Origin of the sequence: Thioalkalivibrio sp. ALM2T, from assembly GCF_000381505.1 — a bacterium.
GTDB classification, from domain to species: Bacteria; Pseudomonadota; Gammaproteobacteria; order Ectothiorhodospirales; family Ectothiorhodospiraceae; genus Thioalkalivibrio; species Thioalkalivibrio versutus.
The window spans coordinates 21539-36225 of record NZ_KB906557.1; the positions used below are offsets into that span (position 1 = coordinate 21539).

Annotated in this window: 14 protein-coding genes; 3 read left to right on the forward strand and 11 right to left on the reverse strand. The window is 64.9% G+C overall.

All coding sequences use genetic code 11. The features are described from left to right. Nucleotides 1-62: 62 nt before the first annotated feature. From typA to speA, 3 genes are all read right to left on the reverse strand, one after another. On the reverse strand, nucleotides 63-1880 hold the full coding sequence (gene typA, locus F816_RS0102790; protein ID WP_019593447.1) for a translational GTPase TypA: 1818 nt from the start codon (nucleotides 1878-1880) through the stop codon (nucleotides 63-65). 417 nt (nucleotides 1881-2297) lie between these two features. Beyond that, nucleotides 2298-2546 (reverse strand): YcgL domain-containing protein, encoded by a 249-nt coding sequence (locus F816_RS0102795; protein WP_019593448.1) that lies wholly within the window; start codon nucleotides 2544-2546, stop codon nucleotides 2298-2300. Between the two features lie 4 nt (nucleotides 2547-2550). Continuing rightward, nucleotides 2551-4455, reverse strand: a complete 1905-nt coding sequence (gene speA / locus F816_RS0102800) for a biosynthetic arginine decarboxylase (protein ID WP_019593449.1) — start codon at nucleotides 4453-4455, stop codon at nucleotides 2551-2553. Between the two features lie 293 nt (nucleotides 4456-4748). On the opposite strand from speA, the gene speE reads away from it, so the two are divergent. Further along, a complete protein-coding gene (speE, locus tag F816_RS0102805; RefSeq protein ID WP_019593450.1) occupies nucleotides 4749-5600 on the forward strand; it encodes a polyamine aminopropyltransferase in 852 nt (283 codons plus the stop codon). 94 nt (nucleotides 5601-5694) lie between these two features. Here speE and fetB read toward each other — a convergent pair whose 3' ends face one another. The 6 genes from fetB to folB form a co-directional block, all read right to left on the reverse strand. Then, a complete protein-coding gene (fetB, locus tag F816_RS0102810; protein WP_018168345.1) occupies nucleotides 5695-6501 on the reverse strand; it encodes an iron export ABC transporter permease subunit FetB in 807 nt (268 codons plus the stop codon). Next, nucleotides 6492-7112: an ATP-binding cassette domain-containing protein gene (locus F816_RS0102815; RefSeq protein WP_019593451.1), complete on the reverse strand. Its 621-nt coding sequence runs from the start codon at nucleotides 7110-7112 to the stop codon at nucleotides 6492-6494. The genes fetB and F816_RS0102815 overlap by 10 nt, the downstream gene beginning before the upstream one ends. A 337-nt stretch (nucleotides 7113-7449) precedes the next feature. Next, entirely contained in the window at nucleotides 7450-8703 is a 1254-nt protein-coding gene (locus F816_RS0102820) for an ammonium transporter (protein ID WP_019593452.1), read from the reverse strand. Between the two features lie 34 nt (nucleotides 8704-8737). After that, nucleotides 8738-9076: a P-II family nitrogen regulator gene (locus tag F816_RS0102825; RefSeq protein ID WP_012981610.1), complete on the reverse strand. Its 339-nt coding sequence runs from the start codon at nucleotides 9074-9076 to the stop codon at nucleotides 8738-8740. Between the two features lie 68 nt (nucleotides 9077-9144). Beyond that, nucleotides 9145-9858 carry a TorF family putative porin gene (locus tag F816_RS0102830; RefSeq protein WP_018144632.1) on the reverse strand — a complete coding sequence of 238 codons (714 nt, stop codon included), beginning with the start codon at nucleotides 9856-9858 and terminating at the stop codon, nucleotides 9145-9147. Nucleotides 9859-10256: 398 nt separating this feature from the next. Continuing rightward, a complete protein-coding gene (gene folB / locus F816_RS0102835; RefSeq protein ID WP_019593453.1) occupies nucleotides 10257-10616 on the reverse strand; it encodes a dihydroneopterin aldolase in 360 nt (119 codons plus the stop codon). A 105-nt stretch (nucleotides 10617-10721) separates the two neighbouring features. Here folB and F816_RS0102840 point away from each other — a divergent pair, with 105 nt between their 5' ends. Continuing rightward, nucleotides 10722-11714, forward strand: coding sequence for an amidoligase family protein (locus tag F816_RS0102840; protein WP_026333102.1), 993 nt, complete (start codon nucleotides 10722-10724; stop codon nucleotides 11712-11714). A 49-nt stretch (nucleotides 11715-11763) separates the two neighbouring features. Next, a complete protein-coding gene (locus F816_RS0102845) occupies nucleotides 11764-12531 on the forward strand; it encodes a gamma-glutamyl-gamma-aminobutyrate hydrolase family protein (RefSeq protein WP_019593455.1) in 768 nt (255 codons plus the stop codon). A 313-nt stretch (nucleotides 12532-12844) separates the two neighbouring features. Here F816_RS0102845 and msrA read toward each other — a convergent pair whose 3' ends face one another. Together msrA and F816_RS0102855 are read right to left on the reverse strand one after the other, a co-directional pair. Further along, nucleotides 12845-13477: a peptide-methionine (S)-S-oxide reductase MsrA gene (msrA, locus tag F816_RS0102850; protein ID WP_019593456.1), complete on the reverse strand. Its 633-nt coding sequence runs from the start codon at nucleotides 13475-13477 to the stop codon at nucleotides 12845-12847. 11 nt (nucleotides 13478-13488) lie between these two features. Then, the gene (locus tag F816_RS0102855) at nucleotides 13489-14649 is read right to left on the reverse strand and encodes a PQQ-dependent sugar dehydrogenase (RefSeq protein WP_019593457.1); all 1161 of its coding nucleotides are present in this window, start codon (nucleotides 14647-14649) and stop codon (nucleotides 13489-13491) included. Nucleotides 14650-14687: the final 38 nt, after the last annotated feature.

Below are 14687 nucleotides of genomic sequence, written 5' to 3' on the forward strand. Positions count from 1 at the left end.
GGATGCGATCCGACCGGGCGCTTTTCTTTGCCTTGGCCCTGAAGGGGCGTTTGTGCTGGCAGTTACGCCGAGGCGCGGGAGGCCTTTTTGCGTTCGTGTTCCAGCAAGAACTTCTTGCGGATACGCAGGCTTTCCGGGGTGACCTCGACCAGTTCATCCTCGTCGATGAACTCGATGGCCTGCTCCAGCGTCATGCGGATCGGCGGGGTCAGCTGGATGTTCTCGTCGGTGCCGGAGGCCCGAACGTTGGTCAGCTGCTTGGCCTTGAGGGCGTTCACGACCAGGTCGTTCTCGCGCGAGTGCAGGCCGATGACCATGCCCTCGTAGACCTCTTCGCCGGGGCCGATGAACATCTTGCCGCGACTCTGCAGGTTGAACAGGGCAAAGCCCGGCGCCTTGCCGGCGGCATTGGCGATCAGCACGCCGTTCTGGCGCGAGGCCACGGCCCCACTCTGATACGGGCCGTAGTGATCAAAAATGTGGTGCAGGATGCCGGTGCCGGAGGTTGCGGTCATGAACTCGGTCTGGAAGCCGATCAGCCCGCGCGACGGGATGATGAAGTCCAGCCGCACGCGGCCCTTGCCGTCCGGGACCATGTTGGTCATGTCACCCCGACGCTCGCCGAGCTTCTCCATGATCGTGCCCTGGTGCTCTTCCTCGACGTCCACGGTGACGTGTTCGTAGGGCTCCTGCTTCACGCCGTCGACTTCCTTGATGACCACCTCGGGGCGCGCGACCGCCAGCTCGTAGCCTTCGCGGCGCATGTTCTCGATCAGGATGCCCAGGTGCAGCTCGCCACGGCCGGAGACCTTGAACTTGTCCGGGTCCTCGGCCTCTTCGACGCGCAGGGCGACGTTGTGCTTGAGCTCTTCCTGCAGGCGATCGCGCAGCACACGCGAGGTCACGTACTTGCCCTCGCGTCCGGCCAATGGCGAGGTGTTCACCTGGAAGGTCATGCTGACGGTCGGCTCGTCGACGGTCAGCGGCTCCATGGCCTCGACGTGGTTCGGATCGCACAGGGTGTCGGAGATGAACAGCTTGTCCATGCCGGTGAAGGTGATGATGTCGCCGGCATTGGCCTCCTCGACCTCCACGCGCTCGAGGCCGTGGAAACCCATGATCTGCAGCATGCGGCCATTGCGTACGCCGCCTTCCCGGTCGACGATCTTGACCGAGCTGTTCGGCTTGATACGCCCGCGCTTCACGCGGCCGATGCCGATCAGGCCCTGGTAGCTGTTGTAGTCCAGCGAGGAGATCTGCATCTGGAATGGCCCGTCCGCGTCGACGTTCGGCGGCGAGACGTGCTTGACGATCGTCTCCAGCAGGCAGGTCATGTCGCCTTCGGTCACGCTGGAATCCATCCCGGCAAAGCCGTTCAGCGCAGAGGCGAACACGATCGGGAAGTCCAGCTGCTCGTCGGTCGCGCCCAGGCGATCGAACAGGTCAAACACCTGGTCCACGGCCCAGTCGGGGCGCGCGCCGGGGCGGTCGATCTTGTTGACCACAACGATCGGCTTGAAGCCCATCGCGAAGGCCTTCTGGGTGACGAAGCGCGTCTGCGGCATCGGGCCGTCGACCGCGTCCACCAGCAACAGCACCGAGTCGACCATCGACAGCACGCGCTCGACCTCGCCACCGAAGTCGGCGTGTCCGGGGGTGTCGACGATGTTGATGCGGTAGTCCTTCCACTCGATCGAGGTGTTCTTGGCGAGAATCGTGATCCCGCGTTCCTTCTCGATGGCGTTGGAGTCCATGATCCGCTCGCCGTGATCGCCACGCTTGTCGAGGGTGCCGGACTGGCGCAGGAGCTGGTCGACCAGCGTGGTCTTGCCATGATCAACGTGGGCGATGATGGCGATATTGCGAAGCTTCTCGGTCATGGAATGCAAACTCTAGATACTGGCAAAAGGGCGGACACTATACAGACTTATGCGTGTCCGCGCTGTGACTTCCACGTTTTAAACGCAGCCTCCGCCTAATTGCCGCCCTGCACGCCCGGGCAGACCTATCCGCCACCCCGTCGTCCCGGCCACCCATCCTCAACAGACAATCCCGGGTCTACGCCTCCCTCGTCATCCCGGCCGCAGCGAAGCGAAGAGCCGGGATCTCCTAGGGTTCCACCGATGCGTCGCTAGCCCTTGGGGATCCCGGATAACCGCTGTGCGGTTTCCGGGATGACCAGACTGGTGGACGGGAGGGCGAGGTGGTGGCGCATTCAGGCGGAATGAGGGACGAGCGGTGCTGAGGGCGAAAACCATCGAGTGCCTAGCGGGCAGGCAAGCAGGCCGGGCGCCGAGTCAAGGCTTGGAGTCTTCTTCCGGGGGCGGGAACTGGAGGTGGAAGCCCTGTTCCTTCAGGTTGGCGAGGACCTTGTTCGGGTCTTCCTGGGCCAGCGAGCGCTCCGGAGTCAGGTCGAACTCCAGGGCGAATTCGAGCCGTCCCAGCGCCAGCATCACGCCTTCGGGCAACTCGGAGAAGTCTTCCTTTTCAGGCAGATAGACATAGGTGTCGGCGCGCTTTGTCGCGCGATAGACGTAACACTGCATCGGTTCAGTCCTCGAGATAGGTGTAGCCGGTCAGACCGTGTTCCAGTTCCGCCAGCAGGCGCCCGGCGGCCTCGCCGCGCAGGCCGATGGCGTCGATCTTGGCGCGGAAGGCGCGGCGCAGGTCGTCCGGGGCGAAGTGCACGTAGGAGAGCAGCTCGTCCACGGTGTCGCCACGCTCGGGGTTCAGCAGACGGTAGCCGCCCTGCTCGGTCAGCTCGACGTTGACCGTGTCGGTGTCGCCGAACAGGTTGTGCAGGTCGCCGAGGATCTCCTGGTAGGCCCCGACCAGGAAGATGCCGAGATAGTAGGCCTCGCCCGTTTTCCAGGGGTGCAGCGCCAGGGTGGTGTGCGTACCCTCGCGCTCCACGTAGTGCTCGATGTGGCCGTCGGAGTCACAGGTCAGATCCTGCAGCACGGCGCGGCGGGTCGGGGCCTCGTCCAGGCGGTGCAGCGGCATGATGGGGAAGATCTGGTTGATCGCCCAGGTATCCGGGATCGACTGGAACACGGAGAAATTGCAGAAAACCTTGTCCGCCAGTTTGTCCGTGAGCTCCGCATGGATCTCGGCCGGCAGCGCATCCGGCTGTGCCAGCAGCCGCTGACACAGGGCGAAATAGATCGCCTCGGCGCGCGCCCGGTCCGCCAGCGACAGCATCCCGCGGGCGAAACGCGCCTGCAGGTCGGACAGGCCGAAGGCCGCATCGTGGTAGATCTCGGAGGCCGGGCGGTCGCGCTCGTCCAGCAGTGCGCGCATCGCGGCGATCTCGGGCAGCTCGTCGTCCGGCGCGGGCGGTATAGCACCATCCCCCGGGGCCGGCTCGCAGTCGATCACGTTGGTGATCAGCACCGCGTGGTGCGCGGTCAGCGCCCGCCCGGACTCGCTGAAGACCTCGGGCATGGCGAGATCATGTTCCTCGCAGATGCGCTTGAGCGGACGCAGGATGTTTAGCGCGTACTCCTCCACCGAGTAGTTGATGGAGCATTCGTTGCGCGAGCGCGATCCCTCGTAGTCGATACCCAGGCCGCCGCCGACATCCACCACCTGAAGCGCGGCACCCGCTTCGGTCAGCGCGGCGAAGTAGCTGGCCGCCTCGCCCATGCCGTTCTGGATGTCGCGGATGTTCGCGATCTGCGACCCCATGTGGAAGTGCAGCAGCTGCAGCCGATCCAGCCAGCCGAGGCCGCGCAGGCGCTCGAGGATGCCCAGCACATCCGCCGCGGACAGACCGAACTTGGCCTTCTCGCCGCCGGTGTTCTGCCACTTGCCCTTGCCAATCGACGCCAGGCGCACACGCAGCCCCAGCAGGGGCGCGATATCCATGTGCTCGGCCTGGCGGATGACCTCCTCCAGCTCCGAGGGCTTCTCGATCACGATGTACACGCGATGCCCGAGCTGGCGCCCGATCAGCGCCAGGCGCACGTATTCGCGATCCTTGTAGCCGTTGCAGATGATCGCGGCGCCCGGGCGCGACTGCGCGAGCACGGCCATCAGTTCCGGCTTGCTGCCGGCCTCCAGCCCCACCCTCGGGGTAAAGCCCTCGGCATCCGGCGCATCGCCCGCGGCGAGGATCTGATCGACGACGCTGCGCTGCTGGTTCACCTTGATCGGATAGATCGCCGTGAACGCGCCCTGGTAGGACAACTCGCGTGCAGCTGCATCGAAGGCCCGCGCCAGGCGGCGCACACGCCCGTCCAGCACGTCCTGGAAACGCACCAGCACCGGCGGCCCGATATGCTCCTCGCGCAGCCGCCCGGCCAGCTCATGCAGATCGACACCCGGGTGATCCGGCCAATCCGGTCGCCGCATCACCACATGGCCAGCGTCGTTCAGATCGAAAAAGCCACCATTCCAGTGGTCGATCCCGTAAGTGGCGCGGGCCTCATCCAGATTCCAGGGCGTGACGGTCATGGCGATACCGGGTTTTCAGAGCTAGGAATGCCCCGTCATTGCGAGAAGCGAAACGACGAAGCACATAAGCAGCGTAGCTGCGTTGAACGGCCACAGGCCGGCCCGAAGGGCGAGCGTAGCGAGTAATCTCTTGTCAAAATCACCGGATCCCAGCGCCGTGCTCGCTTCGGGAGATTGCCGCGTCGCCTGCGGCTCCTCGCAATGACAGGTTGCGCAGAGTTGCCCGCAGGATACAGGGCACTATCATAGCGGCGCATCATACCGTCCACCGCATCCGCAAGGGGAGCCGCCCAATGGCACTCGACAACAACTGGTTCAGCGAACCGCACGAAAACATGGCGCTGTCCCTGCGCATCAAGCAGAAGCTGCACGAAGAGCAGACCCCCTACCAGAAGATCGAAATCTACGAGACCGAGGCCTTCGGCAACCTGATGGTGATCGACGGCTGCGTGATGCTCACCGGGCGCGACAACTTCATCTACCACGAGATGATGTCGCATCCGGTGCTCTACTCGCACAGAGCCCCGAAGAACGTGGTCATTATTGGCGGCGGCGACTGCGGCACCCTGCGCGAAGTGCTCAAGCACGACGAAGTGCAAAAGGCCGTGCAGGTGGATATCGACGAGCGCGTCACCCGCTTGGCCGAGCAGTACTTCCCGGAACTGTGCGACGCCAACGACGACCCGCGCGCCGAGCTCCTGTTCGACGACGGCGTACAGTACCTGCAGGACGCCACGCCCGGCTCCGTCGACGTGATCATCGTCGATTCCACCGATCCGGTGGGCCCGGCCGAAGGCCTGTTCTCCACCGCCTTCTACAAGGACTGCGTGAAGGCCCTGGGCCCGGATGGCCTGCTGGTCCAGCAAAGCGAATCGCCGCTATTGCATACCGAGAGCATCATTCGCCCGATGCACGACAGCCTGCGCGCGGCCGGCTTCATCGATGCATTGACGATGCACTTCCCACAACCCACCTACCCCTCCGGCTGGTGGACCTGCACCATCGCGGCGAAGGACGCCCCGGTGTCCTTCCTGCGCGAGGAAGCAGCCGAGGAGTCGACGTTTATCACCCACTACTACAACGCCGCCATCCACCGCGCCGCCGGGGCCACGCCCGAGTTCTTCCGCCGCAAGCTGTTCGCCTGACGGCCCTAGCCGCCCGGGTGGGTTGCCAGCCCAGGGGCTCCAGCCAACGCCTGTGATGCGGTTCGCTGCGCTCAGCGCATCCTACGGCGCCCGACTACGTGTGGCGGCCCGGCTTGAGGCGGTCGAGGCGCAGGCGTTCGCGGGTGTCGAACAGGCGGCGGGAGGCGAACCAGACCGCACCGAGGGTGCCGAAGCCGGTGCCGGCAGTGATCAAGAACATGATCAGGATCTGGTACTTGACCGCCTCTACTGGCGGGGCGCCGGCGAGGATCTGGCCGGTCATCATGCCCGGCAGGCTGACGATACCGGCCGCGGCCATGGCATTGATGGTCGGCATCAACCCGGAGCGGGCAGCCTCGCGGCGCATGGTGGCGACGGCCTCGCTCCAGCCTGAGCCCAGCGCCAGCCGGGCCTCAATGGTGCGGCGCTCGCGCCAGACCGTCTGGGTCAGGCGGTCCAGCCCCAGCGCGATACCGGTCATGGTGTTGCCCAGCAACATGCCCAGCAGCGGGATGGCGTACTGCGGCTCCCACCAGGGCGAGGGTCCCACCATGGTAGTCAGCGCGAGCACGGTGACGGCAAAGGCCGAAACGAACATGGTGACCGCACCGATCCCGTAGCCCCACAGCCCGGCAAAACGGCGCTGCTGGCGCGCCATCACCTCGTAGCCCGCGATCGACACCATGACCAGCGCCATCAGCGCCACCCAGCCCAGGTGCGCGTGGTCGAACAGCGTCTGCAGCACCAGGCCGATCAGCAACAGCTGGATCACGGTGCGCGCCCCAGCGATCAGCAGGCTGCGCCCCAGCCCCATGCGCGCCCAGATAGTCAGGCCAGCCAGGGCGACAACCAGCAGCGCCGCCAGCGTCAGGTCCAGCGCGGATAGCGAGATCAGGTCCATGCGTCACCCTCCAACTGGCCATCGCGGATGGTCAGGATGCGCCCGCCCAGACGCTGGCGCTGCAGCGTGTCATGACTGACCCACAGTGCCGCCGCCTCTTCTTCGGCCAAGTACGCCCGCACCGCGCGCTCGATGCGCTTGGTGTTCTCCAGGTCCAGGTTGGCGGTGGGCTCGTCCAGCAGCAGGACACGGGGCCGGTTCAGCAGAGCGCGCACCAGGCCCAGGCGCTGTTTCTCGCCGCTGGAGAGACGCTCGACCTCCCACCCCAGCGAGGCCTCCGGCAACGCGACCTGTTCCAGCAGGTGCAGCGCCGCCTCGCGCGAGAAATCGGCCGGCAGGTGTTCGTCCACGCGCTCGCCCCACCAGGCGGTCTCGGCCGGCACATAGGCCACGCGCCGGCGCCACTGGACCGGCAGCATGGCGTCGCGCGCCTCGCCGTTCAGCACCACCTCCCCCGTGCTGGGGTCGAGATCCGCCAGGGCGCGCAACAGCAGGGACTTGCCGGCACCCGAGGCGCCGGTGACCTGCACCAGTTCGCCCGGCTGAACCGCCAGGTCCAGCGGGCCCAGCTGGGCTGTTTTCAGTTGTCGGACGTCCAGCAGGCGATCCATGCGTCAGGCTTCCAGTGCAGCAAAAACGGGATCGTAACCGAAGCCGGGGTACGGGGATGAATGGCCGGACCGGGAGACGCTGCTTGGGGGAGAGGCTCGGAACCGGGATCAGGTTGCAGCGGGATGTTACCTGCAAGTCCGGCGCGGGCAGGAGCTTCGCGGGCAGCGCCGCCTTCCCCGGTAATGCTCGATGAACCACAAAAAAGGGCGCCCGATGAAGGGGCGCCCAAAGGCCAACATCCAAGTCCTGGGAGACTGTCTTGTCGGCGTCGGAGGAGACGATGTATCGGGATCGAGCCGGGTTACGGCCCGACCCCGGTTTCAGGTTAACGAAGCTTTATTGCTTCCCAGTGAACTCCGGGTAGGCCTCGAGACCGCACTCGGCGATATCGGCACCCATGGCTTCGTCCTCTTCGCTCAGGCGAATGCCCATCACCGCCTTGAGGATCGCCCAGACAATCAGGCTGGCCACGAAGACGAACACGAAGATGGCGAGCAGACCCACGATCTGGCCGAAGAAGGTCGCGTCCGGGTTGGACAGCAGGACCGCCATCACGCCCCAGATACCGGCCGTCCCGTGCGCGGAGATCGCACCAACCGGGTCATCGATCTTCAGCTTGTCGAGGGCGACGATCGAGAACACCACGATCACGCCACCAACGGCACCAATGATCATCGCCAGGACCGGGCTGGGCATCATCGGCTCGGCGGTGATGGACACCAGGCCCGCAACCGCACCGTTCAGCGCCATGGTCAGGTCGGCCTTGCCGAAGATCAGACGGGTGGTGATCAGCGCGGCCACCACACCCCCAGCCGCGGCCAGGTTGGTGTTGGCGAACACGGCGGCCACGGCATTGGCGGACTCGATGTCCGACACCTTCAGCTCGGACCCGCCGTTAAAGCCGAACCAACCCAGCCACAGGATCAGCACACCCAGCGTGGCCAGCGGCATGTTGGAACCCGGAATGGCGTTGATCTTGCCATCCGCACCGTACTTGCCCTTGCGCGCCCCGAGGAGCAACACACCGGCCAGCGCCGCAGCGGCACCCGTGAAGTGAACGATGCCGGAACCCGCGTAGTCCAGGTAGCCGATCTGGTCGAGGATACCGCCACCCCAGCTCCAGAAGCCCTGGATCGGGTAGATAAAGCCGGTCAGCACGACCGCAAAGGCCAGGAAGGCCCACAGCTTCATGCGCTCGGCCACGGCACCGGAGACGATGGACATCGCCGTCGCCACGAACACGACCTGGAAGAAGAAGTCGGCACGATCGGAGTAGTAGATGTCGCCACCGCTACCCAGCACGTCCGCGACTGCGTTGTCGCCGCTGATCAGGAAGCCCAGCCCCGGGATAATGGAGCTGAGACCATCGCTGTACATGATGTTGTAGCCGATCAGCATGTACATGATGCTGGCGATCGAATACAGGGCGATATTCTTGGTTGCGATTTCGGCCACACTCTTGGTGCGCACCATACCGGCCTCGAGCATGGTAAAGCCCGCGGCCATCCACATCACCAGTGCACCGGCCACCAGAAAGTAAAAGGTGTCCATCGCATAGGCGAGTTCGACAACTTGCTGTTCAATTTCCATGATTGAAATTCCTCATTCGCTGGAAGGCAAAGGTTTAAAGCGCTTCCGGTCCGGTTTCGCCCGTGCGAATGCGCACGACCTGCTCCACCGGCGTAATAAAGATCTTGCCGTCGCCGATCTTGCCCGTGCTGGCGGACTTTGAAATGGCCTCGACCACCTGATCCACCAGGTTTTCGTCAACAGCCACTTCAAGCTTCACCTTGGGCAAAAAATCGACTACATACTCGGCACCGCGATACAACTCGGTATGACCGCGCTGGCGACCAAAACCCTTCACTTCGGTCATGGTCATGCCCTGCACGCCGATCTCCGAGATCGCCTCGCGAACATCATCAAGCTTGAACGGCTTGATCACGGCGGTAATCATCTTCATGTCAGACTCCTGTGGGCGGGCCCGCCACCATGCGGGCCCGCCTTTGCGTTAAGAGGTAAGGCCGGGATTCAGAACGTCTTGGACCAACCCACCCAGGCGCCCAGGTCCTCGTCGGACTCGTCGACGTACTCGAGGTTAAGGCTGAACTCGCCCCAGTCCCCCGCGTCGCGCGCCAGGCTGGCGGTGTAGTGGGTGTAGTTTTCGGCATCGGAATCGTCGAAGCGGGTGCGACCCACCAGGAAACCGGCGCTGTAGACATCCATGAACGGGATATCCAGACCGGCGTAGAAGTACATGTCGTCATCCTGCAAGGCCGAGTCATCACTGTCGTGAACAACATAGGCCATGCCGCCATAGAGACCGACGGTGCCAGTATCAAAGCTGACTTCCCCGTAGATCTCGCCAAAGTCGGCGCTCAGAGAGCCGGTATCATCACGGGCATCGGGGTAGGCATAGTAGATGTAGCCAACGTCGTATCCGAACCCGCTTGCGAACTCGTCGGCGAATCCGGCATAGAGATCGAGCTCGTAGCTGGTGTCATCGCCAAAATCGACGTTCGACAGCCAGGTTCCGGCGTAAAACCCGGAGGCATGCTCGTAATCAATACCGCCCTGAATGGCCGCACCGTCATCGCTTTCGGAAAAGCCTCGGAAGTAGTAGTTGGACACCGCACCAATGTTCACGGACAGCTCCGCGGCGGCGGTGGAGGTAAACGCGACGCCACCGGTGGAGCCTACGGTGAGGACAGCAGCGGCCAGCGCGGAACGGGTGAACTTCTTCATATTGGTCTTCTCCCAGATTGGTCAATCGAGTGTCGCGTAGTCGACAACACGGTCCTTGCATGGGCTGTGCCAAGTACCAAATGGGAGCAAAATCGGCTTTTAACAACACCTGTTGTGGTCGAACCACGGGCAATTGCCTCTAAATGGTGCGCACTAAAAGTGCACACGCACCAAAAGCGTGCGAACCGGCCATGTTGTGAACCATGTCCGGCGCCAGAGAAGATTCAGGTGAACAAGAAGGGGGTATAAGACAGGCGGCATTCAGGGGGAACGGCCGCTATGGCGAGCGGAACCGAGCAAGGCCGCTGCCTGAGAGGTTGCGACGTCCGGTGGTCGCGACTCGCGATCGCGGAGAGAACGAGGCAGCCAGGGCCACTGAGGACCCGTGAGAGCGATGTTTAGGAGGAAAGGCTTCCGCGTTCGATCTCGATGCCGACCTCGCGCACCCCGGATACCGCGCCGGGCTTGCCCAGTTTGATGCGCACCCAGGGTGAACCGAACTGGGCCATCAGGGCCTCGGCAATCTCCTCGGCGAGCGATTCCAGCAGCGCGTGCGGCTCGCGCGTGACGATGGCACGCACCGCGTTGGCCACCGCCTCGTAATCGACGGTATCGCCGATCTCGCCGGAATAGGCGGCGATGCGGGTATCCGCCGCCAGTTCGATGTCGAATCGCAGGCGGCGCTGGATCCGCTGTTCCCAGTCGTAGACACCGACAACGGCATCGATTTCGAGGTCGCGCAGATAGATTCGATCCATGGGCTCGGCGGGCTCCTGTAGGTCGGCGCCTATCCTACTGCCCGGACCGCACGAGGTACACCGAGCCGTTATCATGGAGGGCCCTTGAGCGGCTTCGAGAAACGCATGAGCGAGCCCTTCCACGAACTCCCCTGGCCCACGAACCCGGACGGTGAGCCGCGGCGCATCGGGGTAGAGATCGAGATGGCCGGGGTGTCGCTAGAGACCATGGCCGAAGCGGTCAAAGCCGAGTTCGGCGGACACATCGAATCCGACAGCCCCTTCGTCTTCCACGTGTGCGATACCGACGTCGGCGACTTCCAGCTGGAGTTGGACGCCCGCGTACTGAAGGACCGCGCCTACCGCGAGCACCTGTCGCGCCTGGGCATCGCCTTGGACGATTCCGACGAGGCCGCGCTGGATCGCTGGCTGGCGGACGCTGCGGGCCTTCTGGTCCCACACGAAATCGTGGCTCCGCCGATCGCGGCGGCCGACCTGCCCCGCCTGGACCGGGTGCGCACGGCCCTGCAAAAGGCCGGCGCCCAGGGCACCGAACGCTCCTTGTTGTACGCTTTCGGGCTGCAGATCAATATCGAGATCCACCGTACCGATGCCGAGTGGCTGCTGGCGATCCTGCGCAGCTTCCTGCTGATGGTCGAGGCCCTCACCGCGGCCGGGGCGATCGATCTGGCACGGCGACTGTCGCCCTACATTCGCGCGTTTCCCGGGCCCTTTGTACGCCACATGCTGGACCCGGACTTCCAGCCCGATCAGGCGGGCCTGATCGATGCCTACCTGGCGCACAGCCCGACCCGCAACCGACCACTGGACCTGTTGCCCTTGTTTGCCCACCTGGACCCGGAACGGGTCAACGCCGCACCGGTGGAACACGACTTGATCAAACCGCGCCCGGCCTTCCATTACCGCCTGCCGAACTGCGAGATCGACGACCCGGAATGGAGCCTGGCGCGCCCGTTCAATGGCTGGGTGGAGGTGGAACGCCTCGCCGCGGACCCGGAACGCCTGGAGCGCCTGTCACGCGAATACCTGGAACGCCCTGGCCAGGCCCTCGGCCGCTGGGCCGACGACTGGAGCCAGCGCCTCCGTGACTGGTTCTGACTCGGCTCCCAATGCATCCAGCCGGGTCACGCCCCCAGCCCGTCGCCCGGTGATCGCGATCACCGGGCCGGACCAGGGTGGGGGTCCGGCCTGGCTGTTCACCGCCCTGGCGGTGTGGCGCGCGGGAGGCCGCCCTTTGCGGTTGCGCCCGGGCCGACCGCGCGGCCGTTGCCCGTTCGACGGACTGATCGTGGGCGGCGGAGCGGATGTCGACCCCGAGCTCTACGGCGAGACCCTGCCCGACGGGCCGGATGCGGCCGCCATCCGCCAGGCGGAACAACGCCTCTCGCAACGGCTGATCGGCTATCTCTTCTACCCGGCCCTGTGGCTGCTGCGCCGGCTGTTCCAGTCGCACGGTGGCGTACTGGACGTTGACCGTGACCGTCTGGAGAAGGCCCTGATCCACCGCGCGCTGGACGATCACCGCCCGATCCTCGGCATCTGCCGCGGCATGCAGCTGGTCAACGTGGTGCGCGGCGGCACGCTGCAGCGCGATCTCGCCGAGTTCTACGTGGAAACACCGCAGGCCCGCAGCCTGTTGCCGGTCAAGCCGGTCCAGCTGGAGCCGCGCAGCCACCTGGCGGACATCCTGGGCGACGCCACGCTGCACGTGAACGCCCTGCACAATCAGGCGGTGGATGGCCTGGGGCGCGGGCTGAGGGTCGCCGGCCACGAGAGCAGCGGCGTGGTGCAGGCGATCGAGGCCGACCGCGGCTGGTGCATCGGCGTGCAGTGGCACCCGGAATACCTGCCGCAGAAACGCCGCCACCAGCGTCTGTTCCAGGCCCTCGTCCAGGCCGCCACCCCAAAAGACTGAAACCCTGGTTCACCACGAAGCTCACGAAGGCACGAAGGAGGGCAGGTCAACAGCGATTTGAACCACAGAGGGCACAGAGACAACCAAGGGAATTAACCGAGTAGGATGCCGTTGAGCGCAGCGAAACGCATCAATCCGGAACGGGGAAGCCCTGGGCCGCGACACGATGCGATTCGCTGCGCTCATCACATCCTACCTTCTGAAATCCTTGCTCCTTCCTCTGTGTCCTCCGTGCTCTCTGTGGTGAAACAGGTTTTTGCCCTTCTTCATGCCTTCGTGAGCTTCGTGGTGAAAACCCCTTTCGACGAAAACGTCAGGCGGGATAGGCGACGGACAGGCCGCCGAGGCCGCAGTAGCCGTTGGGGACCTTGGCCAGGTATTGCTGGTGGTAGTCCTCGGCGAAGTAGAACGCCGGCCCCTCGGCAATCTCGGTGGTGATCGCGGGACAACCGGCGGCATCCAGCGCGCTCTGGAAGCGTTGGCGGCTGGTCTCGGCGGCCGCCAGCTGGTCCGCATCGGTGGTGTAGATCGCGGAGCGGTACTGGGTACCGACGTCGTTGCCCTGGCGCATGCCCTGAGTCGGGTCGTGGCCTTCCCAGAACGTGCGGAACAGCGCATCCAGGTCGACTCGCCGCGGATCGAACACCACACGGACCAGTTCGGTGTGCCCGGTCTGGCCGCTGCATACCTCGCGATAGGTCGGATTCGGGGTATAGCCGCCGCCGTAACCGACGCTGGTGGAGTACACCCCGTCCAGCTGCCAGAACAGGCGCTCGGCGCCCCAGAAGCAGCCCATGCCGAACTGGATCACCTGCATGCCCTCGGGGTACGGCGGTGCCAACGGGGTTCCCAGCACCATATGGCGCTCGGGCACCGGCATCGGCTCCTCGCGCCCGGGCAGGGCCTGCCCCGGCGCAGGCATGCGGGGTTCGGAGAATGCGAACATCGGCGACTCCATCAGTCAGCCGGGGTGAGCCGGATCAGCTCCCCCGGGTTGTGGTCGGTAAGTACGTAGATTGCGCCTTCGTGCACGCGCACGTCGCGAACGCGGCGATCCAGATCCGGCAGCACCTCGGACTCATTGACCAGATCGCGCCCGTCGAAGGTCAGGCGGCGCAGCGTCTGGTGCGCCAGTCCGCCAACCAGCAGGTCACCATCCCAGTCGGCAAAGGCCGGATCGCGCAGGATCGCCATGCCGGACGGGGCAATGGAAGGCGTCCAGTGATGCAATGGTGACTCCATCCCCTCCTTCTCGGTCAGACCCTCGCCCACCTGGCCGCCACGGTATTCCTCGCCGTGGGTGATGACCGGCCAACCGTAGTTCAGGCCAGGTTCGATGATGTTGACCTCGTCACCCCCGCGCGGGCCATGCTCGTTCTGCCAGAAGATGCCGGTCTCGGGGTCCACCACCATGCCCTGCGGGTTGCGCACGCCCCAGGCCCAGATCTCCGGGCGGGCGTCGGGATCATCCACCAGCGGGTTGTCGTCCGGCACCGAACCATCGTCATGCAGCCGGATGATGCTGCCGATATGGGTGGAGGTGTCCTGCGCATGATCGCGATCGCCGCGGTCACCCACGCTGATGTACACGTACCCGGCCTGGTCAAACACGATGCGGCTGCCGAAGTGGCGGCCGCCGCTGACACCCGGCTCGGCGGTGAACAGGGTCTGGACGTCCTGCAGCTCGCCATCCTGGAAGCGCCCACGCGCCAGGCGGGTCGTCAGTCCGCCCTCCACGCTCGCCGAGTAGGTGAAGTACAGCCAGCGGTTGTCGGCGAACTCCGGATGCAGGGCAAGATCCAGCAAACCGCCCTGGTTGCGCGCCTGCAGGTCGTCCGGCAACCCCGGGACCAGCGCGCCCCGCCCGTCGAAGGACTCGGCGTCCTCGAACCAGCGCAGGGTGCCCGGGCGTTCGCTGATCAGTGCACCGCCTTCGGGCAGGAAGGCGATGGCCCAGGGGTGATTCAGGTCTTCGTGCAGCACGCTGACCTGCAGATCCTGCTGCCCGGCCTCCAGGCCCTCGGCCGAGACCCCGGAGGACCCGGTGCATGCCACCAGAAGGCCCATGGTCATGGGAACCAGCGTTGCACGTCCCAGGATATGTCTGCGCTTGCTCATGGTTCGCTCCTTGTTCGGTCCGATGTCCATTGGTACCT